Origin of the sequence: Kitasatospora viridis (assembly GCF_007829815.1) — a bacterium.
Classification (GTDB): Bacteria; Actinomycetota; Actinomycetes; order Streptomycetales; family Streptomycetaceae; genus Kitasatospora; species Kitasatospora viridis.
In genome coordinates this window covers 615890-640162 of the sequence record NZ_VIWT01000005.1, presented here as the reverse complement: position 1 = coordinate 640162, position 24273 = coordinate 615890, and the positions used below count along the sequence as shown (strand labels likewise).

26 protein-coding genes and 2 pseudogenes are annotated in these 24273 nt (G+C 73.7%); 15 read left to right on the top strand and 13 right to left on the bottom strand.

What is annotated here, in order from left to right; all coding sequences use genetic code 11:
• Positions 1-3 precede the first annotated feature (3 nt).
• The 5 genes from FHX73_RS39145 (at position 4) to FHX73_RS39125 (ending at position 4067) form a co-directional block, all read left to right on the top strand.
• Positions 4-1014: a TIGR03842 family LLM class F420-dependent oxidoreductase gene (locus FHX73_RS39145; RefSeq protein WP_145910777.1), complete on the top strand. Its 1011-nt coding sequence runs from the start codon at positions 4-6 to the stop codon at positions 1012-1014.
• A gap of 139 nt (positions 1015-1153) precedes the next feature.
• The gene (locus FHX73_RS47435) at positions 1154-1600 is read left to right on the top strand and encodes a hypothetical protein (RefSeq protein WP_145910776.1); all 447 of its coding nucleotides are present in this window, start codon (positions 1154-1156) and stop codon (positions 1598-1600) included.
• 61 nt (positions 1601-1661) lie between these two features.
• A complete protein-coding gene (locus FHX73_RS39135) occupies positions 1662-1955 on the top strand; it encodes an MTH1187 family thiamine-binding protein (protein WP_145910775.1) in 294 nt (97 codons plus the stop codon).
• Positions 1956-2117: 162 nt separating this feature from the next.
• Positions 2118-3344 carry a beta-ketoacyl-[acyl-carrier-protein] synthase family protein gene (locus FHX73_RS39130; RefSeq protein ID WP_145910774.1) on the top strand — a complete coding sequence of 409 codons (1227 nt, stop codon included), beginning with the start codon at positions 2118-2120 and terminating at the stop codon, positions 3342-3344.
• Positions 3345-3485: 141 nt separating this feature from the next.
• Positions 3486-4067: a hypothetical protein gene (locus FHX73_RS39125; protein ID WP_145910773.1), complete on the top strand. Its 582-nt coding sequence runs from the start codon at positions 3486-3488 to the stop codon at positions 4065-4067.
• A 139-nt stretch (positions 4068-4206) separates the two neighbouring features.
• Here FHX73_RS39125 and FHX73_RS45315 read toward each other — a convergent pair whose 3' ends face one another.
• Complete coding sequence (locus tag FHX73_RS45315) at positions 4207-4395, bottom strand: hypothetical protein (protein WP_170305248.1); 189 nt, start codon at positions 4393-4395, stop codon at positions 4207-4209.
• Between the two features lie 16 nt (positions 4396-4411).
• On the opposite strand from FHX73_RS45315, the gene FHX73_RS39120 reads away from it, so the two are divergent.
• Positions 4412-5161 carry a hypothetical protein gene (locus FHX73_RS39120; protein WP_246214160.1) on the top strand — a complete coding sequence of 250 codons (750 nt, stop codon included), beginning with the start codon at positions 4412-4414 and terminating at the stop codon, positions 5159-5161.
• A gap of 19 nt (positions 5162-5180) precedes the next feature.
• On the opposite strand, the gene FHX73_RS39115 is transcribed toward FHX73_RS39120, so the two are convergent.
• The 3 genes from FHX73_RS39115 to FHX73_RS39105 all read right to left on the bottom strand — a co-directional run bounded on the left by FHX73_RS39115 (position 5181) and on the right by FHX73_RS39105 (position 6814).
• Positions 5181-5453, bottom strand: coding sequence for a hypothetical protein (locus FHX73_RS39115; RefSeq protein WP_145910772.1), 273 nt, complete (start codon positions 5451-5453; stop codon positions 5181-5183).
• A gap of 76 nt (positions 5454-5529) precedes the next feature.
• Positions 5530-6042, bottom strand: a complete 513-nt coding sequence (locus tag FHX73_RS39110) for a GNAT family N-acetyltransferase (RefSeq protein ID WP_145910771.1) — start codon at positions 6040-6042, stop codon at positions 5530-5532.
• Positions 6020-6814 (bottom strand): class I SAM-dependent methyltransferase, encoded by a 795-nt coding sequence (locus FHX73_RS39105; protein ID WP_145910770.1) that lies wholly within the window; start codon positions 6812-6814, stop codon positions 6020-6022. The genes FHX73_RS39110 and FHX73_RS39105 overlap by 23 nt, the downstream gene beginning before the upstream one ends.
• 132 nt (positions 6815-6946) lie before the next feature.
• Here FHX73_RS39105 and FHX73_RS45310 point away from each other — a divergent pair.
• The 3 genes and pseudogenes from FHX73_RS45310 to FHX73_RS39095 form a co-directional block, all read left to right on the top strand.
• Positions 6947-7081 (top strand): annotated as a pseudogene (locus FHX73_RS45310) (DUF1152 domain-containing protein); the annotation flags it as partial.
• 161 nt (positions 7082-7242) lie between these two features.
• A pseudogene (locus FHX73_RS39100) lies at positions 7243-8070 on the top strand (DUF1152 domain-containing protein); the annotation flags it as partial.
• 100 nt (positions 8071-8170) lie between these two features.
• Positions 8171-8440, top strand: coding sequence for a GlsB/YeaQ/YmgE family stress response membrane protein (locus FHX73_RS39095; RefSeq protein ID WP_145910768.1), 270 nt, complete (start codon positions 8171-8173; stop codon positions 8438-8440).
• 13 nt (positions 8441-8453) lie between these two features.
• On the opposite strand, the gene FHX73_RS39090 is transcribed toward FHX73_RS39095, so the two are convergent.
• The 3 genes from FHX73_RS39090 to FHX73_RS39080 form a co-directional block, all read right to left on the bottom strand.
• Positions 8454-10124, bottom strand: coding sequence for a hydrogenase maturation protein (locus FHX73_RS39090; protein WP_145910847.1), 1671 nt, complete (start codon positions 10122-10124; stop codon positions 8454-8456).
• 106 nt (positions 10125-10230) lie between these two features.
• On the bottom strand, positions 10231-11394 hold the full coding sequence (locus FHX73_RS39085; protein ID WP_246214159.1) for a hypothetical protein: 1164 nt from the start codon (positions 11392-11394) through the stop codon (positions 10231-10233).
• A 203-nt stretch (positions 11395-11597) separates the two neighbouring features.
• The gene (locus FHX73_RS39080; RefSeq protein WP_145910767.1) at positions 11598-12188 is read right to left on the bottom strand and encodes a cysteine hydrolase family protein; all 591 of its coding nucleotides are present in this window, start codon (positions 12186-12188) and stop codon (positions 11598-11600) included.
• A gap of 196 nt (positions 12189-12384) precedes the next feature.
• Between FHX73_RS39080 and FHX73_RS39075 the strand changes: the two genes are divergently transcribed.
• Positions 12385-13377: a GlxA family transcriptional regulator gene (locus FHX73_RS39075; protein ID WP_170305274.1), complete on the top strand. Its 993-nt coding sequence runs from the start codon at positions 12385-12387 to the stop codon at positions 13375-13377.
• On the opposite strand, the gene FHX73_RS39070 is transcribed toward FHX73_RS39075, so the two are convergent.
• Complete coding sequence (locus FHX73_RS39070; protein WP_145910766.1) at positions 13374-14783, bottom strand: MFS transporter; 1410 nt, start codon at positions 14781-14783, stop codon at positions 13374-13376. The genes FHX73_RS39075 and FHX73_RS39070 overlap by 4 nt on opposite strands.
• Before the next feature lie 135 nt (positions 14784-14918).
• On the opposite strand from FHX73_RS39070, the gene FHX73_RS39065 reads away from it, so the two are divergent.
• Positions 14919-15815 (top strand): helix-turn-helix domain-containing protein, encoded by an 897-nt coding sequence (locus tag FHX73_RS39065; RefSeq protein ID WP_145910765.1) that lies wholly within the window; start codon positions 14919-14921, stop codon positions 15813-15815.
• Positions 15816-15826: 11 nt separating this feature from the next.
• Here FHX73_RS39065 and FHX73_RS39060 read toward each other — a convergent pair whose 3' ends face one another.
• Both FHX73_RS39060 and FHX73_RS39055 read right to left on the bottom strand, forming a co-directional pair.
• Positions 15827-17194 (bottom strand): sialidase family protein, encoded by a 1368-nt coding sequence (locus tag FHX73_RS39060; RefSeq protein ID WP_145910764.1) that lies wholly within the window; start codon positions 17192-17194, stop codon positions 15827-15829.
• A gap of 118 nt (positions 17195-17312) precedes the next feature.
• Positions 17313-18002 (bottom strand): GntR family transcriptional regulator, encoded by a 690-nt coding sequence (locus tag FHX73_RS39055; RefSeq protein WP_246214158.1) that lies wholly within the window; start codon positions 18000-18002, stop codon positions 17313-17315.
• 224 nt (positions 18003-18226) lie between these two features.
• Here FHX73_RS39055 and FHX73_RS39050 point away from each other — a divergent pair, with 224 nt between their 5' ends.
• Genes FHX73_RS39050 through pcp form a run of 3 tightly spaced genes read left to right on the top strand, consistent with a single transcriptional unit; the run spans position 18227 to position 20574 of the window.
• Positions 18227-18931: a DUF969 domain-containing protein gene (locus tag FHX73_RS39050; RefSeq protein ID WP_145910763.1), complete on the top strand. Its 705-nt coding sequence runs from the start codon at positions 18227-18229 to the stop codon at positions 18929-18931.
• Entirely contained in the window at positions 18928-19896 is a 969-nt protein-coding gene (locus FHX73_RS39045; protein ID WP_145910762.1) for a DUF979 domain-containing protein, read from the top strand. The genes FHX73_RS39050 and FHX73_RS39045 overlap by 4 nt, the downstream gene beginning before the upstream one ends.
• Before the next feature lie 36 nt (positions 19897-19932).
• Positions 19933-20574, top strand: a complete 642-nt coding sequence (gene pcp, locus FHX73_RS39040) for a pyroglutamyl-peptidase I (RefSeq protein WP_145910761.1) — start codon at positions 19933-19935, stop codon at positions 20572-20574.
• Positions 20575-20584: 10 nt separating this feature from the next.
• On the opposite strand, the gene FHX73_RS39035 is transcribed toward pcp, so the two are convergent.
• On the bottom strand, positions 20585-21847 hold the full coding sequence (locus FHX73_RS39035; RefSeq protein WP_145910760.1) for a chymotrypsin family serine protease: 1263 nt from the start codon (positions 21845-21847) through the stop codon (positions 20585-20587).
• Positions 21848-22095: 248 nt separating this feature from the next.
• Here FHX73_RS39035 and FHX73_RS39030 point away from each other — a divergent pair, with 248 nt between their 5' ends.
• On the top strand, positions 22096-22863 hold the full coding sequence (locus FHX73_RS39030; protein WP_145910759.1) for an SDR family oxidoreductase: 768 nt from the start codon (positions 22096-22098) through the stop codon (positions 22861-22863).
• Between the two features lie 14 nt (positions 22864-22877).
• Here FHX73_RS39030 and FHX73_RS39025 read toward each other — a convergent pair whose 3' ends face one another.
• Both FHX73_RS39025 and FHX73_RS39020 read right to left on the bottom strand, forming a co-directional pair.
• The gene (locus FHX73_RS39025) at positions 22878-23642 is read right to left on the bottom strand and encodes a thioesterase II family protein (protein WP_145910758.1); all 765 of its coding nucleotides are present in this window, start codon (positions 23640-23642) and stop codon (positions 22878-22880) included.
• A 158-nt stretch (positions 23643-23800) separates the two neighbouring features.
• Positions 23801-24247 (bottom strand): cupin domain-containing protein, encoded by a 447-nt coding sequence (locus FHX73_RS39020; RefSeq protein ID WP_145910757.1) that lies wholly within the window; start codon positions 24245-24247, stop codon positions 23801-23803.
• Positions 24248-24273 lie beyond the last annotated feature (26 nt).

The following is a 24273-nucleotide window of genomic DNA, read 5'->3' as shown; positions in this document are numbered from 1 at the left end:
CCGATGGACATCGGACTCGTGCTGCAGACCGACCCGCCGGCCAAGCTGGTGGTGGAGCGGATGCGCCGTGCCGAGGCGGCGGGCTTCACGCACGGCTGGACCTTCGACTCCTGCGTGCTCTGGCAGGAGCCGTTCGTGATCTACAGCCAGATCCTGGCGCAGACCGAGCGGCTGACGGTGGGTCCGATGGTGACCAACCCCTCGACCCGCGCCTGGGAGGTGACGGCCTCCACCTTCGCCACGCTGAACGAGATGTTCGGCAACCGGACGGTCTGCGGGATCGGGCGCGGCGACTCGGCGGTGCGGGTGCCCGGCGGGCAGCCGGCCACGCTGGCCCGGCTCGGCGAGGCGATGCACGTGATCAAGGAGCTGGCCGAGGGCCGGGCGGTCGAGGTGCACGGCACCGCGATCCAGCTGCCCTGGGTGCGGGACGGCCGGCTGCCGGTCTGGATGGGCGCCTACGGCCCGAAGGCGCTGGCCCTGGCCGGCCGGCAGGCGGACGGCTTCATCCTGCAGCTGGCCGACCCGTACCTGACGGAGTACATGGTGAAGGCGGTCCGCACGGCCGCCGCCGAGGCCGGGCGCGACCCCGCCTCGGTCACCGTCTGCGTGGCCGCGCCCGCCTACGTGACCGCCGACGACTCCCCCGCCGCCCTGGCGCACGCCCGGGACCAGTGCCGCTGGTTCGGCGGCATGGTCGGCAACCACGTGGCCGAGCTGGTCCGGCACTACGGCGCGCACTCCGACCTGGTGCCGGAGGAGCTGACCGAGTACATCAAGGGCCGGCAGGGCTACGACTACGCGCACCACGGGCGGGCCGGCAACCCGGACACCGAGTTCGTGCCGGACGCCATCGTGGACCGGTTCTGCCTGATCGGCCCAGCCTCGGCGCAGTTGGAGCGGCTGGCGCGGCTGCGCGAGCTGGGCGTGGACCAGTTCGCGGTGTACGCGATGCACGACGCGGTCGACGCGACCATCGACGCCTACGGGTCCGAGGTGATCCCGCTGGTCTGACCGGGTGGGTGAGAACGGGCCGCACCGGGTTGACGGGGCGTCGCCTCCGGCCGGTCGGCTCGTTGCACCCGCCGTGACCCACCGAACTACCACTGGCCGAAATATCACTGGCCGAATTGCCCCTGGCCGAACGACCGCCGTGCTGCTGGCCCTGGCGGCGCTGGGGCTGAGCGGCTGCGCGGCGCAACTGCCGCCGGCCGGGCCGCTGGTGCACCTGGCCAGCCCCTCGCCCTCGCTCACCCCGGCCCCGCCGCCGCCCACCCCGCCGAGCCGGGTCGTGCTCCAGGAGGGGACCGGGGTGCTGACCCCGAGCGTCCCGCCCGCCGACCAGGCGGGCGGGGCCCCGGACTCCCCGGAGCCCGGGGCGACCACCCGGCCGGCCCGCCCGCGTCCGGCCCCGACGGGTGCCCAGCGGCCCGCGCCGAGCCCGGCCCCGCCCCCGCCGGGCCGGCCCGCCCAGCCGCCCGGTCAGCCCGGGGCGCCGCAGGCCGACGGCACCGGCATGTGCGCGCTGGCCGAGAAGTACGGCCAGTGGCCGCCGGGCTCCGAGCAGGAGCGGCTCTGCCGGGGCGTCTACGGGGGTTGACGGTCCGTCGGCAGCCGCTGTGGCAGCATGGCGGGCACCACACGGGCTGAGGAGGAAGCACATGATCGCCGCGTTCAGCGTCACACCGCTCGGGGCCGGGGAGGACGTCGCCGAGGCGGTCGCGGCGGCCGTGAAGGTGGTCCGGGCCAGCGGGCTGCCGAACCGGACCGACGCGATGTTCACCTCGATCGAGGGCGAGTGGGACGAGGTGATGGCGGTGATCAAGCAGGCCGTGGACGCCGTCAAGCCGTTCGCCAACCGGGTCAGCACGGTGATCAAGATCGACGACCGGGCCGGGGTCACTGACGGACTGACCCGCAAGATGGCTTCGCTGGAGCGCCACCTGGCCGAGTGAGGGGCCCCTGTCACTGTCGGAACCCCACAGAAGCTGAGCCGGTAAATACATCGGTCAGCGCATCATCTTCGGCCAATCCGCTTGTCAGAGTGGGAGCAGGACGGACCGTCAGGCAACAAGCCCGGGCGGCCGGTGTCTACTACTGACAACGAGGTGGGCAGGATGGCGTTCTCCCAGGTGACGGCCACGGTGACCGGGCTCGGCGCGACCACACCGCTCGGCGGCACCGCTGCGGCGACCTGGGAGGCGATGCTGGCCGGCGTCTCCGGGGCGAGCGCCCTCACCGACGAGTGGGCGCTGGACCTGCCCTCCCGGCTGGCCGCCAAGGTCAAGGTCGAGCCCGGCGAGGTGCTGGACCGGGTGCGGGCCCGCAAGCTCGACCGCTGCCAGCAGCTGGCGCTGATCGCCGCCCGGGAGGCCTGGGCGGACGCGGGCGCGCCCGAGGTCGCGCCGGAGCGGCTGGCCGTGGTGATCGGCACCGGGATCGGCGGCATGCAGACCCTGCTCCAGCAGGACGACCTGCTGGAGGCCACCGGCAGCTCCCGCAAGATCTCCCCGCACACCGTGCCGATGATGATGGCGAACGGCTCGGCCGGCCAGGTCAGCATCGAACTGGGCGCCCGGGGCGGGGCGTTCACTCCGGTCAGCGCGTGCGCCTCGGGCGCCGAGGCGCTCGCCATGGCGCTGGACCTGATCCGGCTCGGCCGGGCCGACGTGGTGATCGCGGGCGGCACCGAGGCCCTGGTGCACCGCACGCCGCTGGCCGCCTTCGCCCAGGCCAAGACGCTGAGCACCCGCAACGAGGACCCGACCCGCGCCTCCCGCCCGTTCGACGCCGGCCGCGACGGCCTGGTGCTCGGCGAGGGCGCCGCGCTGCTGGTGCTGGAGAGCCCCGAGTTCGCCGCCGCCCGGGGTGCCCGGCCGCTGGCCGGGCTGGCCGGCTCGGGCATCACCTCGGACGCGTACCACATCACCGCGGGCAGCCGGGAGGGCCAGGTCCGGGCGATCCGGATGGCCCTGGAGTCGGCCTCGGTGACGCCCCAGCAGATCGACCTGGTGCACGCGCACGCCACCTCCACCGAGTTGGGCGACCTGACCGAGGCCGAGTCCATCACCGAGGCGATCGGCACCCACCCGGCGGTGACGGCCACCAAGTCGATGACCGGTCACCTGCTGGGCGGCTCCGGCGCCCTGGGCGCGCTGGCCACCGTGCTGGCCCTGCGCGACGGGATCGCCCCGGCCACGCTGAACCTGGAGGAGCAGGACCCCCGGATCAAGCTGGACGTGGTGACCGGCGCACCGCGCGCGGGCGCCTACCGCACGGCGCTGGCCAACTCCTTCGGCTTCGGCGGGCACAACGTGTCACTGGTCTTCACGGCGGTCGACTGACGAGCCGTCAGTCTCCGGTTCTACGCGCGTCACCAGTTATTCACCGCACACCCCCTTCGGGCGGTGCCGCCCCACTGCTGTCATGGACGCATCGAGCCCCGGCGACCCCAGACCGGGCCCGACTCCCTCCAGGAGCTCCCCATGCGTTCCATACCTCGGCAGTTCAACGTGGTCGGCGCCGCCCTCACCGCGGTGCTGGTCACCGGTGCGCTGGCGGCGCCCGCCGCGCAGGCCGCGCCCGCCCGCCACGGTGCGGTGCGGGCCGCCGCCGCGGCCGCCGGCAGCTGCTCGCAGGCCTACCTGCCGCTGCCCGACCCCAGCTGCACGCCCGGTGCGGTCAACCCGGACGTCACGCAGGACACCATCGACTCCACCATCTGCGTCTCCGGCTGGACCGCGACCATCCGCCCCTCGACCAGCTACACCAACAAGCTGAAGGCGCAGGGGATCGTCGCCTACGGCTACTCGGACACCAGCATGTCCGACTACGAGGAGGACCACTTCATCCCGCTGGAGCTCGGCGGCTCGCCGACCGACCCGCAGAACCTGTGGCCGGAGCCGCACTACGCGACCGACTCCAGCGGCCAGACCTCCTACAGCAAGGACAGCGTGGAGAACAAGCTGCACAAGGCCGTCTGCTCGGGCGAGGTGAACCTGGTGGACGCGCAGAACGCGATCGCCAGCGACTGGCAGACCGCGCTCTCCACGCTCGGCCTGAGCTGACGGAGTGTCGGTTCCCCCGGTCTGCGGCGGGGTGAGCGCGTAGCGGCGGGGCGGCGCGGCAGGGTGGGCGCATGGCGGTGGACGGGACGGTGGCGCGCAGAGCGGTGCTCGCGTCGGTGATCGGTGCTCTGACGGGGTGTCAGTCGGGGGCGAGCTCGCCCTCCCCGTCACCGTCGGCCTCGTCCTCGCCATCACCCGCGGCGTCGGCCCCGCCGACTTCCGCCTCCGCCTCAAGCGCGGCTTCCAGCCCGGCCGCGGGCTCCGCCGCCGCGCTGCCCGCCACCACGCCGTGGACGCCCGGGCCGAACGAGATCCAACCGGACGTCAAACTGCGCGCGGCGCAGGTGGTGGAGGCGATCGGCGCCTGGCCGCCCGGCGGCGGGGGCAGCACCGCCGCGCAGGCCCGGGTGGCCGCGCTCGGCGGGGTCGACCCGGCGCTGGTCGCGCAGGCCGGCCCGCTGCTGCCGACCGCCGCCGAGGCCGCGCTCCAGGTGGTCTACGCCCAGTACGGCGGCATCCTCAGCGACTCGGCCAGCGTGCTGGTGGTCTGCGACCAGTGGACCCCGCAGGGCGCCGGCGGCACCACCGTCGACGTCCGGCTCTCCAGCGCCAGCCCGCGCTGGACGGTCACCGCGCTGCACCCCGCCGACCCCGGCCCGCCCGCCGCCGCGCTCTCCACCGCCGCGCGGCAGGTGCTCGCCTCGGACCGGATCACCCTGCCGCCCGCCGCGCACGCCGACGTGCTGAGCGGCCAGGTCCACGACTCCGCGCTGACCGCGATGCTGACGCTGGCCCAGCAGTACACCCTGTCGATCAGCGTGGTCCGCTCCGGCCACCCGATCGACGTCTTCGGCACCACCCGGCCCAGCGACCACCCGCTCGGGCGGGCCTTCGACGTCTGGCGGATCAACGGCCAGGCCGTGGTCGACCCGAACACCCCGCACGACCTGGTGGACGGCTTCATGCGGGCCGCCGCCGCGGCCGGCTCGTACAACGTCGGCGGCCCGCGCCAGCTGACCGGCGGCAGCACCCCGAACCAGTTCTTCTCCGACGACACCCACCACGACCACGTGCACGTCGGGTTCGACCACTGAGCGGACCGGCCGGGCGGCGTCAGCCCTTGCGGCGGGTCTTGGCCGGCGGCTCGTCCATCACCTCGGGGTTGGCCATGAAGGTGAGCAGGTGGCCGCAGCCCCGGCAGGCCAGCGCCTCGACCCGGGACTTGCGGGCGAACAGCTTGCGCGCCACGTGCACCCGCACGCTCAGGCCGCTCAGCTCGTTGCTCGGGCCGAGCTCCACCTGGCGCAACTCCCCCGCGCAGAGCGGGCAGGCCGCGGGCGGGCGGAAGGTGGTGCCGTCGTCCTGCCAGTCGTACCCGTCCTGCACCGTGCTCCCCCGTCGTCGCTCTCGATCGTCGGGATGCAGGCTAGCCCCGGGGGTGCCGTTCGTCGACCGACCCGGGTCAGCGCAGCTCGTCGGCCAGCAGGTCCATCAGCAGGCCGTCGTGGAAGACGCCGTCCGCGCCGCGCTCGTAGCGGCGCAGCACGCCGACCGGGCGGAAGCCGACCTTGGTGTAGCAGGCGATCGCCGGGGCGTTGTCGGCTGCCGGGTCGATGGTGAGGCGGTGGTGCCCGTGGTCGGCGATCAGGTGGCGGGCCAGGGTGCGGACCGCGTCGGCGCCCAGCCCCTGGCCGTGCACCTCCGGGTCCAGGTAGATGTCGATGCTGGCGTGCCGGTAGTCGGGCTCGTTCTCCTGGGTCCACTGGATCGCGCCGACCACCCGCTCGTCGAGCAGCACCACGAAGGTCTCGTCACCGGGGTCGGCGAGCTCCTCGGCGACCGTCGCCACCAGGTCGCCGCCGCCGCGCCAGCGCCGGTACACCTGCGGGGTGCGGCGGATCGCGGCCAGCTCCGACACGTCCGTCGGCTCGGCGGGCCGCAGCACCACCCGTTCACCGTGCAGCGTCCGCGTCACCTGATCCTCCCTCAGTCCGGGCCAGCACCAGCAGGTCCATCCAACTCGTCGCCGGCTCCGCGGGGTGGCGGCGCGCCGCGTCGCGCAGCCGGGCCAGTCCGGCGGCGTACTGCTCGGCGGTCAGCGCGCGCAGTTTGGAGTCGCTGTCCTGGTTCAGCCGGTCGGCGTACTCCTCCAGGGTGGCAGCGCTGCGCTGCGGAAGCGAGGTGAGCGAGACCCGCCGGAAGCCGGCCCCGGCGAAGACCCCGGCGACCTGCTCGGCGCTCGGGTAGTCGGCCACGCCCGCGGCGGTCTCGGGGAAGAACCGCACCCGCAGGTCGCGCTCGGCGCGGCCGGGGAAGAGGTTGCGGATCAGCACCGGCGCGCCGGGCCGCAGCACCCGGTGCAGCTCACGGGCGGTGGCGGCCGCATCGCTCAGGTGGTGCAGCACCGAGCCGAGCCAGGCGGCGTCGGCGCAGCCGTCGGGCAGCGGCAGCGCCTCGCCGCGCCCGTCGAGCACCCGGATCCGCTCGTCGGCGGGGCCCAGCTGTCCGAGGAGCACGGCGCGCATCGCGGCGGCCGGTTCGACGGCCAGCACCCGGACGTCGAACCAGTCGCGGAAGGCGGTGGCGAACGCCCCGGTGCCGGCGCCGAGGTCGAGCACCGTGTCGCCCGGGCGCAGGCCGCTCGCCGCCGCGATCGCCTCGCGCCAGGCCGTCAGGCCCTCGCGCGGCACCTCGCGGGCGGCCCGGTACCGCTCGGCGGTGTGCTGGTCGTACTCGATCCCGGCCATGGCCGACGCCCCCTCAGCTGATGCTCCTTCACCCGGAGACTAGCGACCGTTCGTCCGGTGCGGACAGGCCCGTCCAGGCTGCGGACGGAAAGCGGCTGGCGGCGGCGCGACGGCATCGGTTAGCTTCGCCGGATGCCCTCGCTCTTCGAACCCGCCCTGCTCACCCGTCTGAAGACCGCCGAGCGGATCCTGATCGCCGGCGCCGGCGGCGGCTTCGACGTCTACGCCGGCCTGCCGATCGCGCTCGCGCTGCGCGGCGCCGGCAGGACTGACCGTCGGTTGGGGGGTGGGTGAAGGAGCGGCGTCCGGGCCGAGTCTGGGCGGTGCCGACGAAGGAGTCCATGCGGAGCATTGGCGACTGAGGAGAAGCCGTCCAGGCGAGAGTCCGGGCGTCGCGACGCCGCCCCCCAACCGACGGTCAGTCTTTGGAAGTGCACCTGGCGAACCTGTCGTTCAGCCACCTCTACGGGCTGGACGCCGAGGTCTGGCAGGCCCCCGAGCTGGCCCGGATCACCCCCGACACCCGCTCCGCCGAGCGCTACTTCCCGGAGCGCACGCTGGCCCGCTGGCTGAAGGTGCACCAGATGCCGGACACCGTCTGGGCGTTCGGCTCGACCGGCGTGCGGCCGCTGCGCGCGGCCTACCGCGCGCTGGTCGCGCGGCTCGGCATCGACGCGATCCTGCTGGTGGACGGCGGCACCGACATCCTGATGCGCGGCGACGAGACGGGGCTGGGCACCCCCGAGGAGGACATGGCCAGCCTGGCCGCCGTCGCCGGGCTGACCGAGGTGCCGGAGCGGCTGGTCACCTGCCTGGGGTTCGGGGTCGACGCCTACCACGGCGTCAACCACAGCCTGGTGCTGGAGAACCTGGCCGCGCTGGACGCCGCCGGCGGGTACCTGGGCGCCTTCTCGCTCCCCCGCGACTCCCGGGAGGGCGCGCTCTACCTGGACGCCGTCGCGCACGCCCGGGACGCCTGCCCCGAGCACCCGAGCATCGTGCACGGCTCGGTGGCGGCCGCGTTGCAGGGGCGGTTCGGCGACGTGCGGTTCACCGCGCGGACCGGCAACAGCGAGCTGTTCGTCAATCCGCTGATGACGCTCTACTTCACCGTGACCGTCGAGGCGCTGGCCGGCCGCAACCTCTACCTGGACAAGCTCGAACGCACCCAGCTGATGCGGCAGGTCGCCACCGCCATCGAGGAGTTCCGCGACGGGCTGGCCGTGCAGCGGCCGCCCCGGATGTTCCCGCACTGACGCACTGACCCGGCCCGCCGCCCCCGCGAGTGGGCGTCGACGGCCGCACTGGCTAGCCTCGAAGGAGCGCCCTGTCGACAAATCGTTCCCGGGAGGCGTCGTGTTCCAGATCGTGTGGATCCTCATCATCGGGCTCGTGCTCGGCCTGCTGGCCAGGCTGCTGCTGCGCGGCCCGCAGGCGATTCCGCTGTGGCTGACCGCGCTGCTGGGGGCGGCCGGGGCACTGCTCGGGAACGCGGCGGCCGGGTGGATCGGCGTCCGGCACACCTCCGGGATCGACTGGATCCGGCACCTGCTGCAGATCGGCTTCGCCGTGGTCCTGGTCGCGCTGGTCGCGCCGAGCTGGGGCAGGCGGCGGGTGCAGCGCTGACCGGGCCCGCCGCTCAGCGCGGCGCGGGGGCGGGGGCCGGCTGCTTGCGGACGAAGGCCGAGCGCAGCGCGTGGTAGGGCGCGTCCGGGTCGGAGAAGGTGCGCCGCATCCGGGCCAGCTCCTCCGCCCGGTAGGCGGCCAGCGGCTTCGCCGCCTCGTCCCGGGCGCGCCGCCGCTTCTTCTCGGTGATCCGCTGGTGGGCCGCCGGATCGGCGGCCAGCTCGGCGGCGAGTTCGGCGACCCGCTCGGGGAAGGCGGCCGGGCCGCAGGGGACCACGCGGTCCACCAGGCCCAGGCGGCGGGCCCGGTCGGCGCTGACCGGCTCGGCCGCGCGCAGCAGCGCCTCGGCGGTCTCGGGGCCGACCCGCGCGGGCAGCGTGTAGGTCCAGTACTCCGAGCCGGGCAGGCCCATCAGGCGGTAGTGCGGGTTGAGCACCGCCCCGTCACGGCACCAGACCTCGTCCGCCGCGAGCGCCAGCATCACCCCGCCGGCCGCCGCGTTGCCGCCGAGGGCCGCGACCACCAGGCGGTCGGTGGTCCCGAGCACCGCCTCCACCAGGTCGTCGATCGCCTCGATGTTGGCCCAGGACTCGGCGGCCGGATCGGCGGCGGCCTCGATCACCCCGAGGTGGATGCCGTTGGAGAAGAAGTCCCGGGCGCCGCCGAGCACCAGCACCCTGGTCGGGCGGGCGCAGGCGGCCCGGTAGGCGGCGAGCAGCCGGCGGCACCGGTCGGTGCTCATCGCGCCGCCGGGGAAGGAGAACCGCAGCACCCCGGCCTCGCCGTGCTCCTCGTAGCGGATGTCGCTGAACGTGCTGCGGCCGGCCGGGATCCGCAGCGGCGCGGGGAGGTCGGGGACGGCGGGCAGGCGCTCGCCGAGCGCGAGGACGGCGGGCAGCTTCACCGGGGCGGGGCCGCCGGGGGTGCGGGCGGGGCGCAGTTCGGGGATCCACACCGCGCCGTCGGCGGTCGCCAGGCAGATCGCGCCGGCCCGGGTGGCCAGCACGCTGCCCGGCGTGCCGCGCAGCTCGTCCTCCGGGTGTCCGCCGTGCAGGAACCAGGCGCCGCCGAGCAGTTCGGCGCGCACGCCCGGTTGCGAGTCGGCCGCGCGCAGGGTGCGCAGCACCGCCGCGGTGTCGTCGGCGGCCCAGTCGATCCGGCGCTCGGCCTGGGTCAGCGGCGGGCGCACCCGGATCGGCAGTCCGGTCTGCGGCCGGGGCCGGTGGCGGCCGGAGGCGACCCGGTCGACGGCCCGCAGCACGGCGCGCAGGGCGGCGTCGGAGAGCTCGCCGCGGTAGACGTCGCTCTTGCCGGCGGCGGGCAGCGGGAACGCCTCGTCGGCCCAGATGTCCCCGGCGTCCATCTCGGCGTTGGCCTGGAGGACCGTCACACCCCAGGCCCGCTCGCCGTCCAGCACCGCCCGGTCGAGCGAGGACGGGCCGCGGTCGCCGGGCGGGCCGGGGTGGACGATCAGACAAGTGTGACGGGACCAGACGTCCGCCGGGACGGCCGTCTTCAGCATCGGTGCGAGGATCAGCTCGGGGTCGTGCCGCACGACCGCCGCCCGGACCTCCTGCGGGGTGCCGACCACCTCGGCGGGCGCCTGGTGGCCCCGGTCGTGCAGTTCTGCCTGGACGCGCTGGGTCAGGCTGTTGAACGCGCTGGCGATGAGCAGGATGCGCACCGTGACCTCCGAGGAGTCCATCACTGAGAGTGATGGTGAGACTACCCGGTGCCGGTGAGGGGTGGTGCGTCGACACGCAAGGCGTGCCGGTGGTGCTGGCGCAGCGTCAGATCTGCGCCGGGCTGGCCGAGTTGCTCGCCTTGTGGCCGAACGGGCAGGCGGTGGCGGCACTGAACGCGGCGGCAGTGGCGGCCGCGGCCGGGGCGGGCGAGGTTCCGCCGATCTGGCCGAGGATCTCGTCGGAGAGCAGGTCCTGCCGGCCCTTGAGCGCGTCGGCCACCTTGGTGTCGGCGACGAAGACCAGCTCGGCCGCGACGTTGTCCTGGACGATCCGGGCCAGGTTGTCCAGCGCCACGAAGACCGGGTCGCTGGGCGGCTCGACGGTGGCCAGGTCGATCAGGTGGGTGTCCACCTTCACCGGGTTCATGCAGGGCCGGATGATGATCGAGTTCTGATTGAGCTCGTAGGTGGTCCACTGCGAGAGCACCACGGTGTAGAGGTCCTGCCACTGGGCCTCGCCGATCTTGCCGCGCCACTGCTGCATGATGGCGCGCACGCCGGCGATCTGGGCGGCCGCCGCGTGCTTCATGTTGGTGCGGATGTAGCCGTAGACGCCGGCGGTGAAGTCCTCGAAGGACTTCATGTCGAACCGCTTCGCCTGCACCGTGGCGGTGATGAAGGCGCCGGCCGCGTCCAGCAGGGCGCCGCAGGAAGTGGTCAGCTCCTGGGGCAGGTTGGCCTTGGCGAGGGACTGCCGGGCGGTCGCCAGGGTGGCGCCGAAGGCTTGCAGCGGGGCGATCCAGCCGGTGGTGTCGGTGCTCTTGTAGGCCACCATCCGCAGGTCGTGCGGGTCGATCCGGGCGGCGTTGGACACGTTCGGCACGGTGGGGCTCAGGTAGGCGGCGAGCACCGAGAAGATGCCCAGCGGCACGTGGCTGATCGACTTGGCGAGCTCGAAGGTCTCCGAGACCGGGTTGACGGACTCCTGGGTGCCGTTCCAGACCAGGGTGAACTTGCCGCCCTTGGCGTCGTTCTGCACGACGACCACCGGGCTCAGCTGCTTGACCAGATCGGCCTTGAGGGCCGCGTAGTTGGCCCGCATGCCGGAGTTGACGGCGAGGACGGCGTCGCGGGCCTGGCCCTGCGGGTCGACCGCGACCGGGCCCGGTGCGGCGTCGGTCGCGGCGGCGGACGCTACGGTCGGTGCGCCGAGCAGCGAGGCGGCGCCGAGCGCGGACGCGCCGCCGAGGAATCCTCTGCGAGTGGCCATGAACTCTCCTTCGGTTGGGCTGGATCGGGTCTGTGGGGGATGAACATGCTTGGTCCTTCTGGGGGTTGGGACCGGGGTGTGCCGGGGCACGAAAAAGCGAGCGCGGTCCCAACGGCCGTCCGGGCTCGGGGGAACAGGGGACGGCCGGTGGAGGCCGCGCTCGCCGTCAAGGGGTGCGGTGGCGCGGGTGAGTGCTTCCCGGCTCAGCTCAGGGACTTGCCGGTGGGCACCACGACGCCGTAGAGGTCGGCGATGGTGGCCAGCGCGGCGTGGTGGAGCTGGTGCGCCGTCAACTCGGCGCCGGTGGAGGCGAGCGGGCGGGTGGCGCAGGCGTCGGCGACCACGGTGGGCCGGTCGCCGCGCAGGAAGGCGCCCGCCGTGGTGAAGGCGACGCACATGTGGGTCATGAAGCCGGCGATGATCACGTCCTTGCGGCCGGCCGCGTCGACGTGGGCGGCCAGGTCGGTGTCCACGAAGGCGTTCGGCACCTGCTTGACCACCACCGGCTCGCCCTCGACCGGCGCGACGCTCGGGTGGATCCGGCCGATCTCGGCCCGGATGTCGTAAGGGGTGCCCTCACCACCGTCGTTGATCACGTGGATCACCTTGGCGCCGGCCGCGCGGGCCCGGCCGAGCAGCTCGGCGGCCGAGTCGAGCGCGGCCTGCCAGCCGTCCAGCTCCATCACGCCGCCGACGTAGGTGTTCTGGTAGTCCACCAGGATCAGGGTCGAGTCGGCGAGGGTCGCGGGGGTCTCGTCGAAGCCGTTGAGAGCGCGCAGGGTGGTCGAAGACATGGGTGTTCCGCCTCAGATTCTTTACCGGGCTAGTGAGTGACCGGGGGGAGCTTTTACCGAGCTGTACCGCTCGTCCTCACCGCGCGGTGCGGCGGTGAGCTGCGGTTCTCAAGCTACGGGGGGTGTCGAACTGGCGGCAATGCCATCTAACATGCAGAAAAGGACATGGCCGATGTGCGCTCCGGGGGGAGATTTGATGAACACCGTCAACCGACTGATCGTGGTGGTGCTGTTCGAGGGGGTCGACCTGCTCGACGTGACCGGGCCGCCGGAGGTGTTCTCGCTGGTCCAGCGCGAGACCGACGACCTGACGGGCTACCGGATCATGCTCGCCGCCCGGTCCATGGAGCCGGTGACCACCTCCGCCGGGGTGCGGGTGCTGCCCGACCTCACCTTCGCCGAGGCCCTGGAGCGCAGCATCGACACCCTGCTGGTGCCCGGCTCGGTGGAGGTGGACGAGCGGCGCCGGGTCCACCCGCAGACCGACCCGGAGGTGGTGGACTGGGTGCGCCGGCTCGCCCCGCGCAGCCGCCGGGTCGCCTCGGTCTGCGTCGGCGCGCACATCCTGGCCGCCGCCGGCCTGCTGGACGGCAAGCGGGCCACCACCCACTGGTCCACCGCCCAGCAGCTCGCCACCGACTTCCCCGCCGTGGAGGTGGACGCCGACCCGATCTTCATCCGCGAGGGCAACGTCTGGACCGGCGCCGGGATCAGCGCCTGCCTGGACCTCTCGCTGGCCCTGGTCGCCGACGACTTCGGCGAGCAGCTGGCGCTGCGGGTGGCCCGGCAGCTGGTGATGTACCTCAAGCGGCCCAGCGGCCAGAGCCAGTTCAGCGTGCCGCTGGAACCGGTCTCGACCACCCGCCGGATCGAGGAGCTGCGGCTGCACATCGGACGCAACCTGGACCAGCCGCTGACCGTGCCCGACCTGGCCGAGCACGCCCACGTGAGCGAGCGTCAGCTGACCCGGATCTTCAAGACCGAGCTCGGCCAGACCCCCAGCGCCTACGTCGAGTCCGCCCGGGTGGAGCGGGCGCGCCACCAACTGGAGTCCAGCGACGCGACGTTGGAGCGGATCGCGGCCCGCTGCGGCTTCGGCACCACGGACACCCTGGTGCGCGCCTTCCGGCGCACCCTGGACACCACGCCCACCGAGTACCGCCAGCGGTTCCGGCTCGGCCGGCCCTAAGCTTTGCCGGGACGACGCAGCAGCAGGGCCAGCAGGGTGCCGGCCAGCACCAGGGCGACGTTCACCAGGACCGCCAGGGAGATGCCGGGGAGCACGCTGTGCCCGGCGGCGCGGGTGGCCACCAGGGCGCTCATCACCGGGGTGCCGACGGTGATGCCGATCTGCTGGGTCATGGTGGCCAGGCCGGTCGCCATGCCCTGCTCGGCGTCGGGCAGGCCGGAGGTGGCGGTCACCATGAAGGCGACGATCACGAACATGTTGCCGACCCCGCCGAGGAAGGTGGCCGGCAGCAACAGGCCGAGCCAGCCCGACCCGTGACCCAGCGCCAGCAGTGCCGCCGTGGCGCCGGCCTGGAGCAGCCCGCCCGCCAGCAGCGTGCCGCGCGTGCCCAGGCGGGCGATCACCCGGGCGGCCGTCGACCCGCCGAGCACCGTGCCGACGCCCAGCACACCGAAGCTGAGCCCGGCGGCCAGCGCGGAGAAGCCCAGCACCTCCTGGAGGTAGAGGGTCAGCAGGAAGACCAGCGAGGTCTCGGTGAGGAAGGCGATCAGCCCGGCCAGGTTGCCCAGCACCACCGCCCGCCGGCGCAGCACGGTGAGCGGCACCAGCGGCGCGGCGGCCCGGCGCTCGACCGCGAGGAAGGCCAGCAGCAGCCCGGCCCCGAGCAGCAGCGCCAGCAGTGCGACCGGGCTCCCCCAGCCGCTGCGGCCCGCCTCGGTGATCCCGAGGACCAGCGCGAGCAGTCCGAGCGTGACGGTCACCGCGCCCGGCAGGTCCAGCCGGGGCCGCGCGGCCGGCCGGCTCTCGCGCAGCACGCCCGGCGCGACCAGCAGCACGCCCAGCGCCACCGGGACGTTGACGAAGAAGGCCCAGCGCCAGGAGAGCAGGTCGGTGAGCACGCCGCCGAGCACCGCACCCGCCGTGAACCCGGCCGACATCAGCGCCCCGTTGAGGCCCAACGCCCGCTCCCGCAGCCGCCCTTCGGGGAAGGAGGTGGTGAGCAGCGAGAGGCCCGCCGGGGTCACGGCGGCGGTGGCCAGTCCCTGTGCCACCCGGGCGGCGATCAGCAGACCGGGGCTGCTGGCCAGTCCGCCGGCCAGCGAGGCCGCGCCCAGCAGGGCCAGCCCGAGCAGGAAGAGCCGGCGGCGCCCGAACAGGTCGGCGATCCGGCCGAAGAGCAGCGTGAAGCCGGCTGCGGGCAGGGCGAACGCCGTGCCGATCCACTGGAGTTGGCCGAGCGGGAGGCCGAGCCCCTGGCCGATCGCGGGCAGCGCCACGTTCAGGATGGAGAAGTCCACCGCCAACATGAACTGCGCCACCAGCAGCACCACGAGCACCAGGAGGTGGCGCCCTGAGAGCCGGGTCGCGCCCCGCTCCGCCAGCCGCAGTTCCTCGACTGTCGACATGTCAGTCCTTCCGTTCGGAGAGATCCGTTGACGAGAAGGAGCCTGGCCGGGCGCGCGGCGACTACCCAGACCTCGGCGGAAGGTAGCACTGGCAGGGGTAGTCAACCCGCGGGCCGTTGCGGGCAGACTGGGCGCATGGACACCACGACCGCACTCGGAGAGTTCCTGCGCAACCGGCGCGCCCGGCTCCGGCCCGAGGACGTCGGCCTGACGCCGATCGGCAACCGCCGCCGGGTGCCCGGCCTGCGCCGCGAGGAGCTGGCCCAGCTGGCCGGGGTGAGCGTCACCTACTACACCCGACTGGAGCAGGGCCAGAGCGCCAACGCCTCCGACGGGGTGCTCGACGCGATCGCCCGGGCGCTGCGGCTCAACCCCGACGAGCACGCCCACCTGCGCAACCTGGCCCGCCCGCAGCGGGCCGGGCGCGCGCCCGCCGCCCGCCCCGAGCGGGCGCGGGCCGCCACCCGGCAGCTGATCGAGGCGATGGACCGGGTGCCGGCCGTGGTGCTCGACCGGTGCAACGAGGTGCTGGCGTGGAACCGGCTCGGCCACGCGCTGCTGGCCGGCCACCTCGACCCCGCCGCCCCCGACCGGCCCGCCGAGCGCCCCAACCTGACCCGGCTGCTCTTCCTCGACCCGCACACCCGGGAGCTGTACGCCCACTGGGAGGAGGAGACCCGGGTCGCCCTGGCGGCCCTGCGCCTGACGGTGGGTCAGCACCCGCAGGACCGCCGGCTCGCCGAGCTGGTCGGCGAACTGGCGATCCAGAGCCCGGCGTTCAGCGCGCTGTGGGCCAAGCACCCGGTGCGGGCCTGCACCACGGGCCGCAAGCAGCTGCGCCACCCGCTGGTCGGCGAGCTGGAACTGGCCTTCGAGACACTGCCGTTGTCGGACGGCAGCGGCCACCGGATGCTGCTGTACAGCGCGGCTCCGGACAGCCCGTCGGCCGCGGCGCTGGAGCTGCTGGCCTCGCTCGGCCTGGAGGTCGAGGGGGCCCGGCGGGCGCGCGACCGAAGCTCGCGTTCGAGCTAGGACCGGCCGGACTAGGGCAGCGTCACGTCCACCGTGTCGGACCAGATCTGGTCGGTGGTGGGGTCGGGGGCGACCGCGCTGCCCCAGCCGAGGACCAGGCGGGTCGGCGAGAGGGCGGACAGGCCGAAGGTGTCGCCGGGCCAGACCGCGGTGGCGCCGAAGGAGCGGGAGACCTGGACCGGGTCGGAGAGCCAGCCCTGGGCGATCGAGAAGGTGCGCAGGTACTGGGCGTAGCCGCGCGGGTCGCTGGAGGAGAGCCAGCTCACGTAGGCGATGCCGGGCGGGCCGGCCACCACCTGGATCAGGTGCGGCACGTTCAGGGTGTCCGGGGGCGCCTGGACCGGGGTGGACCAGGTGGCGCCGTGGTCGGTCGAGTAGGCGAGCCAGCCGGTGTCCGTGGTGCTGCCCTGGGTGTCCCAGGTGGCGTAGAGCGTGCCGTCCGGGCCGAGCGCCTCGGCGCCGTCGATCCACCACTCGGTGCTGTTCATCGTCCCGGCGTCCGGGCCGATCCGCACCGGCGGCGACCAGGTCGCCCCGCCGTCGGTGGAGCGGCTGGCGTAGGTGTAGGCGACCGTCAGGTCGTCGGTGGGAACGTTGGTGACGGCGTAGCCCTGGTAGACCACGTCGATCGAGCCGTCCGGCTCGACCAGCACCGGGGCGCTGTCGCCGCCGCTGTTCGGGTAGCCGGGGCTGATGTGCGACATCGCGCTCCACGTCCGGCCGCCGTCGGTGGACTTCTGCACGACGGCGTTGACGTCGCCGGTGGCGAAGGCGCAACTGCCGCTGGGCGGGCAGACGCTGGTCACGGCGGCCGCGCTCGGCCCGTAGTCCCAGGTGAGGTAGAGCGTGCCGTCCGGCCCTGCGGCGATGAAGTCCCGGTCGCCCCAGTTGCCCTGGTCCGGCGGGACGATCACGCCGGCGGTGCGGAAGCTGGCGCCGTGGTCGGTGCTGACGTCCACGACCGGGTAGCTCTGGCCGGAGCGGGAGGTCATGAAGGAGGCGTAGACCGTGCCGTCGGGGGCGACGGTGACCGCCGGGTCCCACGTGCGGCTGCCCTTCTGCCCCGTGCTGCCCGGCAGGGTGAGCGGGGTGGCGAAGGAGTTGCCGCCGTTGGTCGAGGCCGCGAGGCCGATGCCCTTGCAGCCCATCCAGACCTCGTAGACGGCGTTCGCCGCCGGGTCGGCGGCCTGGATGGTCTCGGCGTTCTGGCCGGCGCACCCGGCCGAGACCTCGCTCGGGGTGCCGGTGGTGTAGGTGGCCGCGACGGCCGGTGAGCGCGGCGCCGCGGCCTGGGCCGGGAGGGTGCAGAGGGCGAGCGCCGCGGCGCCGGCGCAGAGGCCGGCGACCGTGGTTCTGAGCGTGGTGCGGGGAGCGTGCACGGACTGATCTCCTTCGGGTGGAAGGGACTTGGTGCCGTCCGGCGGCGCCGTTCGGGCTCCGCCACCGGACGGGATTCCCCCGGATCGGTCGGCTCACTCCGTCACGGCGTGGACGATGTCATCGCGTGGACGACGTCATGGCGTGGACGATCACCGTCCGGGCGTCGTCCAGGTAGCGGGTCAACTCGACCTCGGCGTCGTCGATCTCGCCCGATTCGAGCAGCCCGGCGAGCACCTGGTTGCGGCGCAGGAAAGGCTCGTGCAGCGCGTGCGCGGAGGGCACCGCGGCGAAGGCCAGGCGGAGTTCGGCCGCGAGGCGGACCATGCACTCGTCGATCCGCTCGCTGTCGGCGAGTCCGGCGACGGCCAGGTGGAAGTGCAGGTCGGCGGTGCCGACCGCGCCCCAGTCGCCGCGCTGCTCGGCCTCCTCGGCCCGGGCCAGCGCGCTGCGCACGGCGGCCAGCCGCTCCGGGGTGGCCCGCCGCACCGCCCGCACGCCCGCCACCTCCAGCGCCAGGCGCAGCACGTAGATGTCCACGACGTCCTGCGGGCCGAGCGTGCGGACGAACACGCCGCGGTTCAACTCGTGTGCCACCAGCCGCTGGTCGGCCAGCAGCCGGAAGGCCTCGCGCAGGGTGTTGCGGGAGACGCCCAGGGCCGCGCCGAGTTGCTCCTCGGAGAGCCGGGTGCCGGGTGCGAGCCGGCCCTCGGTGATGTGCTCGCGCAGCAGTTCGGCCACCCGCTGCGCTGCGCTGGCCCGTGCCAGCCGACTCCGGTCGGCCGCCAGTGCGTCGAAAACCCCGGTCACGCCTTGCCTCCTGCCACCGCTGCGGAACTGCCCGTTCCTCTTCCGGAGCGCCTCCGGACGTGGAGAACGAGACGCTACCCGAGTCTTGTCGGATTGTTCCACAATCCCCTAGCCTCACCAGCACCCCCGCAGGGTCCCGGTCCACAAGACCGGGACCGCGCCTGCCCGTTGCGAAGGACCTTCGCCGCGGCGCAGGGCTTCCGATCCGAAAGGCGGCCCTCAGCGTGATCGTTCTTCTCGGCGTCCTCATCGTGGTGGCGGGCTTCGCCGCCAGGCGAAATCCCGTCCTGATCGTCGGCGTCTCCGGCGTGTTCACCGCCCTGCTGGCCGGGCTCGGCCCGCTGAAGGTGCTGGACGCCTTCGGCGCGGCCTTCGCGTCCAGCCGCTCCGTCACCCTGTTCGCCATCACCCTGCCCGTCATCGGCCTGTTGGAGCGTCACGGATTGCAGGAGCAGGCCCGCGCACTGATGGGCCGGCTCGCCGGGCTCAGCACCGGCCGGCTCCTCGCGATCTACCTGGTGATCCGTCAACTCGGCGCGGCCACCGGCCTGACCGCGCTCGGCGGGCCCGCCCAGGCCGTCCGCCCGATGATCGCCCCGATGGCGGAGGCCGCCACCGAGCGCCGGCACGGGCCGCTGACCGGGCGGGCCCGGGAGCGGCTGCGCTCGTTCGCCGCCAGCGCCGACACGGTTGGCCTGTTCTTCGGCGAGGACTGCTTCCTCGCGGTCGGCTCGATCCTGCTGATCACCGGCTTCGTCAACGCGACCTACCACACCCACCTGGAGCCCGCCCAGCTCGCGCTCTGGGCCATCCCGTCCGCCGTCTGCGCCACCCTGGTGCACGGCGCCCGGCTGCTGCGCCTGGACCGCACGCTCGCCCGGGAGTCGGCCGGCGCCGCCACCGAGCCGACCCTGGAGGGTGCCAAGTGATCCGGGTCGAATGGCTCTACTGGCTGGTCGGTGCCGTCTTCCTGGCCATGGCTGCGCAGATGGCCACCGATCGCAGCAATCCCAAGCGCTTCGGCAGCGCCGCCTTCTGGGGCCTGCTCGGCGCCAGCTTCTGCTACGGCACCTGGGTGGTGCAGAAGACCGCGCCCGCAGCACCGTTGGGCCTCGCGGTGCTGGCGATGATCTGCCTGGCCGGCCTCGGCTTCACCGGCCGCGGCACACCCGCCACCACGACGCCCGCGCAACGGGCCGCGTCCGCCGCTAAGTTGGGCAACCGGCTGTTCGTCCCGGCGCTCACCGTGCCGCTGGTCGCCCTGCTCTGCGCCACCCTGCTGAAGGACGTCCACCTCGGCCGCCGGCCGCTCTTCCAGACCGGCGACGAGACCCTGCTGGGCCTCGGCATCGGCGCGATCGTCGCGCTGGCCGTCGGCCTGCTGCTCACCCGCGAGCGCAACCCCGGCGTTGCCCTGCACGCCGGCCGCGGGCTGCTGGAGTCGATGGGCTGGGCGCTGCTGCTGCCGCAACTGCTGGCCGTGCTCGGCTCGATCTTCCAGACGGCCGGCGTCGGCACCCAGGTCGGCAAGCTGACGGTCCACCTGCTGCCGCACGGCGACAGGTTCGCGGCGGTGCTGCTCTACTGCGTCGGCATGGCCGTCTTCACCGTGATCATGGGCAACGCCTTCGCCGCCTTCCCGGTGATGACCGCCGCGATCGGCTGGCCGGTGCTGATCGGGCAGTTGCACGGGCACCCGCCCGTGGTGCTGGCCGTCGGCATGCTGGCCGGCTTCTGCGGCACCCTGGTCACCCCGATGGCCGCCAACTTCAACCTGGTGCCGGCCGCGCTGCTCGAACTGAAGGACCAGTACGGGCCGATCAAGGCCCAGGCGCCGACCGCGGGCGCGCTGCTGGTCTGCAACATCGCGATCATGTCGATCTTCGCCTTCTGACCCTCCGTCACTCCTCCGTCTGGAAAGGCCCCGCTGATGACCCGGGTCCTGCTCACCGGTTTCGAGCCCTTCGCGGGCGACAGCGTCAACCCGTCCTGGGCGGCCGCCCGGGCCCTCGCCGTCGATCCGCCGGCCGGGATGTCCGTCACCGCCGCCCGGCTGAGCTGCGTCTTCGACCGGGCGGTCGGGGAACTGCGACGCGCCGTCGAGGAGTCGGCGCCGGAGGTGGTGGTCTGCCTCGGGCAGGCCACCGGCCGACCGGACCTGACCGTCGAGCGGGTCGCGATCAACCTGGACGACGCGCGGATCCCCGACAACGCGGGCGGCCAACCCCTCGACCGCCCGGTGGTCGAGGGCGGCCCGGCGGCCTACTTCGCCACCCTGCCGGTCAAGGCGTGCGTGGCCGCCGTCCGCGAGTCGGGCGTGCCCGCCTCGCTCTCGCACACCGCCGGCACCTTCGTCTGCAACCACGTGTTCTACGCGCTGATGCACCTGCTCGCCACCGAACTGCCCACCGTCCGCGGCGGTTTCGTGCACGTGCCGGCACTGCCCGAGCAGGTGCTCGCCCAGCCCGCCCCCGCGCTGCCCACCGCCACCGTCGCGCACGGCCTGCGCGCCCTGCTGTCCGCCGCCACCGTCGCCACCGACCTGCGCACACCCGGGGGAACCCTGCACTGATCCACTACGGTCAGCTCGTCGAGAAGTTGAAGGCGTTGACGATGGGAGTCATCGGCACGTAGACGGCCTGCCAGAAGCAGGTGGTGGCCACGGCGGTGTCGTGACAGGGCAGTTGGGTGCCGCTGCCGCCGGCGATGAGGATGCCGCGCGCGCTCATGGCGGCCTGCGGGCCGGAGGGGTTGGCGATGACGGGCCCGCCGCTGTCCCCCTGGGCGACGACGACGTCGTGACCGCCGCGGTGCTCGGCGAGGTCGACGGGGCCGATGACGTCCCCGTGCTCGTTGCGCATCTTCCCGTCGGTGGCGGTGACCTGCACGTCGCAGTGGTAGCCGGACATGGCCCCGCTGGTGCAGACCAGGTCACCGGTGTCGTTGCGGCCGGCCCCGTACAGGCCGCGGGTGGAGGCGGAGCTCCAGGAGCCGTCGTAGAACCGGCCCTCGGCGCCCTGGCCGAGCCCGACCGCGGTGATGTCCAGACCGGCGTCCGACTGCACGGCGTCGCCCACCAGCTGCCCGTCGCCGGTGCGGTAGGTGCCCTGGGCGCCGCAGTGACCGGCCGTCAGCAGGACCCGCCGGTTCCCGCTGAACCCCGCGAAGCCGCTGCTGCAGAAACTGCCCGCCGGGCTGCGCAGCTCGGCACCGGCGTCCCAGGGCGAGCGGGCGGCGCCCCGGGGCCCGGCCAGGTCCGTGAAGCCGCCCTCCGGCACGGCGGTGACCGGCACGCCGCCGGACAGCGCGGTGGCGCCCGCGGCGTAGCTGTCCGGGGTGGGCGAGGAGCCCGCGATGCGGTGGGTGGTGGCCACCTGGTAGCCGACCCGCAGGCCCGTCCCCTGCTCCAGCGGAAAGATGCTCGACCACTCCCCCGGCCCCGCCGCCCGCGCCAGCGCGTCCACCGCACGCAACAGCTCCGCCCGGCTGTAGGGAGCCGAGTGCACCCGCACCGCGTACTGATCGGGCGTGCGCTCCGCGATCACCCGCGCCACCTGCGCGGGCACGCCGCCCTTCCAGTACAGGTCCAGCGCCCGGGCGGCCGGATCCATCACGATCCCGCTGTACCCGTCGCTCCCCGGCACCTGACGATCCACCAGCTCCTGCACCGCGTCCCCCACGTGGTGCAGTTTCACCTGACGGGTCCCCACATCGTCCGTGACGAGCGTGACCCCGGACACCACCCGCCCGGCGGCATCCCCCACCGGCGTGGGCCACGCGGCCCCGGCACACACCAACAGCGCGGCCCCGGCCAGCCCGAAGGCGACCAGGCGGGGATTCCTCATCAGCGCTCCACTCGGCTGCGTCGAACCGTGCTCTCGCACGCACCGCGAGAGGGCCGGCCGGTGCGCACGGGCTGTCACTTGCGTGAACGACCGCGCGCCGGGGACGTCACTGCCACTTACCTCCAGGTAACCGCTGACCTCAAGGTTCGTACTTGTGAGTGCGGATTCCGCGGGTGAGGGTGGGACCGCGACCGGAGGGCCCGATCCGACACGAGGCCCTCTGTGGGGACCACTTCTGAGGGGTATTCATGAACGGCTACGCGGGCAGGAAAGCGGTCATCACCGGCGGGACCATGGGCATGGGGCTCGCCACGGCCAAGGTGTTCGTAGAGGGTGGCGGGGAGGTGGTGGTCACGGGGCGGAACGCGGAGAACCTTGCTGCCGCGCAGGCGGAATTGGGGGCCAAGGGGCACGTGGTGAAGTCCGACACGGCGGTGCCGGCCGACATCGACGCGCTGGGCGGGATCGTCGAGGAGAAGCTGGGCCGGATCGATCTGCTGTTCGTCAATGCCGGGTTCGCGCAGCTCGGCGAGTTCGGGCGGGTGACCGAGGAGTTGTTCGACGCGACGTTCGGCGTGAACGCCAAGGGTGCGTACTTCACCGCGCAGCGGCTCGCTCCGCTGGTCAACGACGGTGGCGCGATCGTCTTCACCACCTCGATCGCCAATGAGTCCGGCACACCGGGGATGGGACCGTACGGCGCCTCCAAGGCCGCGGTGCGGTCGTTCGCCAAGGTGATCGCGGCCGAGTTGCTGCCGCGGAACATCCGGGTCAACGCGGTGAGTCCGGGGTTCATCGACACGCCGACCGGCGGCATCACCGGCGCTGCGCCGGAGATGCTGCGGGCCTTCGCGAAGCTGGGCGACGAGCTCACCCCGATGGGCCGGCACGGCTCCGCCGAGGAGGTGGCCCGGGCGGTGCTGTTCCTGGCCTTCGAGGCGACCTTCACCACCGGTGCGGAGTTGACCGTCGACGGCGGGCTCGGCCAGCGGATCAGCCGGCCGCAGGGCCGGTGACCCGGGGCCCCTGGTCAGGCCGGGGCGCCGAGGGCGTCCAGGTGGTCGGCCAGCAGCGAGATCACGTCCTGCGGGCGCTCGGTGAGGAAGAAGTGGCCGCCCGGGAAGACCTCCAGGCGGAAGTCGGCCGAGGTGTGCTCCGCCCAGGCCTCGGCGTCCGGGATCGGCGTCTGGGGGTCGGCGTCCCCGGTCAGCGCGGTGATCGGGGAGGTCAGCACCGCGCCCGGCGTTCCGCGGTAGGTTTCGGCGGCGCGGTAGTCCGAGCGCAGGACGGGCAGCACCATGCGCAGGATCTCCGGGTCGGCCAGGATCGCCGGATCCGTGCCGCTGAGGTCCTTCAGCTCGGCCACGATCCCGTCGTCGTCGCGCTGGTGCACCAGTTCACCGCGGTGCGGCCGCGAGGGCGCCCGCCGCCCGGACGCGAACACCCGGCTCAGCCGGTGCCCGTCCGCCTCCAGCAGGCGCGCCACCTCGAAGGCGACCGAGGCGCCCATGCTGTGGCCGAACAGGGTCAGCGGCAGGTCGGTCAGCCCGCCCATCACCCGGTGCACCTGGGCGGCCAACTCCCGCACGTCGTCCAGGCAGGGCTCGGTGTACCGGTCCTGACGTCCCGGGTACTGCACCGCGAGCACGTCCGCGCGTCCCGCCAACCGGAGTGCCACGGGACGGTAGTAGACGGCCGAACCGCCCGCGTGCGGGAAGCAGATCAGCCGCGAGGCGGCCTGCGGTGACGGCTGGAAACGGCGGAACCACAGCTTCTCGATGTTCGGGTCACTCACGATGTCCGACTCCCTCCCGAGGGGCCGACGAACCGTCAGGAACCATCTCTCGGATGGAGTCCGCGAACGCCCCCCGGCCCGGTCCGACTGCCGTTCGGACCCTACCTCCGGCCAAGTCGGCCGGGCAACCCACGCAAGATCCGCCCCATCGGGTTCAGTCAGAGCGTGTCGGTCGCGTACTCGGCGCGCAGGGCGGCGAGGCCGTCCGGGTCGAGCGGCCGGCCGGCCTCGATGGCGCGGTGGACCTCGCGGAAGTAGTCCTCGTACCCGGCCGGGGTGAGCAGGAAGAGGCAACGGGCCTGGGCGGCGGAGGCGTTGCGGAAGCCGTGGGCCAGGCCGATCGGCACCGAGACCGTGCCGCCCGGGCCGAGCGCGGTCGCGCCGTCGGGCAGGTCGAAGGTGACCTCGCCCTCCAGGACGTGGAAGTGCTCGGCGTGGCCGTGGTGGACGTGCGGCGCGGCGCCGACGGCGCCGGCCGGGAAGGTGTACTCCACCACGGCCAGCGCGCCGCCGGTCTGCGCACCGGAGAGGTGCACCAGGTACGACCCGGCCGGCGCGTGCAGCCGCTCGCCACCGCCGGGTCGGATCAGGGCCAGGTCGGTCATGAGCCGATGATAGGCCAGGGGTGGGT

Coding starts and splice junctions, on each gene's coding strand:
- FHX73_RS39145 (WP_145910777.1), top strand. CDS start 4: ATGGACATCGGACTCGTGCTGCAGACCGACCCGCCGGCCAAGCTGGTG.
- FHX73_RS39135 (WP_145910775.1), top strand. CDS start 1,662: ATGATCGCCGCGTTCAGCGTCACACCGCTCGGGGCCGGGGAGGACGTC.
- FHX73_RS39130 (WP_145910774.1), top strand. CDS start 2,118: ATGGCGTTCTCCCAGGTGACGGCCACGGTGACCGGGCTCGGCGCGACC.
- FHX73_RS39125 (WP_145910773.1), top strand. CDS start 3,486: ATGCGTTCCATACCTCGGCAGTTCAACGTGGTCGGCGCCGCCCTCACC.
- FHX73_RS39105 (WP_145910770.1), bottom strand. CDS start 6,814: ATGGCCGGGATCGAGTACGACCAGCACACCGCCGAGCGGTACCGGGCC.
- FHX73_RS39085 (WP_246214159.1), bottom strand. CDS start 11,394: ATGGCCACTCGCAGAGGATTCCTCGGCGGCGCGTCCGCGCTCGGCGCC.
- FHX73_RS39080 (WP_145910767.1), bottom strand. CDS start 12,188: ATGTCTTCGACCACCCTGCGCGCTCTCAACGGCTTCGACGAGACCCCC.
- FHX73_RS39075 (WP_170305274.1), top strand. CDS start 12,385: ATGAACACCGTCAACCGACTGATCGTGGTGGTGCTGTTCGAGGGGGTC.
- FHX73_RS39070 (WP_145910766.1), bottom strand. CDS start 14,783: ATGTCGACAGTCGAGGAACTGCGGCTGGCGGAGCGGGGCGCGACCCGG.
- FHX73_RS39065 (WP_145910765.1), top strand. CDS start 14,919: ATGGACACCACGACCGCACTCGGAGAGTTCCTGCGCAACCGGCGCGCC.
- pcp (WP_145910761.1), top strand. CDS start 19,933: ATGACCCGGGTCCTGCTCACCGGTTTCGAGCCCTTCGCGGGCGACAGC.
- FHX73_RS39035 (WP_145910760.1), bottom strand. CDS start 21,847: ATGAGGAATCCCCGCCTGGTCGCCTTCGGGCTGGCCGGGGCCGCGCTG.
- FHX73_RS39030 (WP_145910759.1), top strand. CDS start 22,096: ATGAACGGCTACGCGGGCAGGAAAGCGGTCATCACCGGCGGGACCATG.
- FHX73_RS39020 (WP_145910757.1), bottom strand. CDS start 24,247: ATGACCGACCTGGCCCTGATCCGACCCGGCGGTGGCGAGCGGCTGCAC.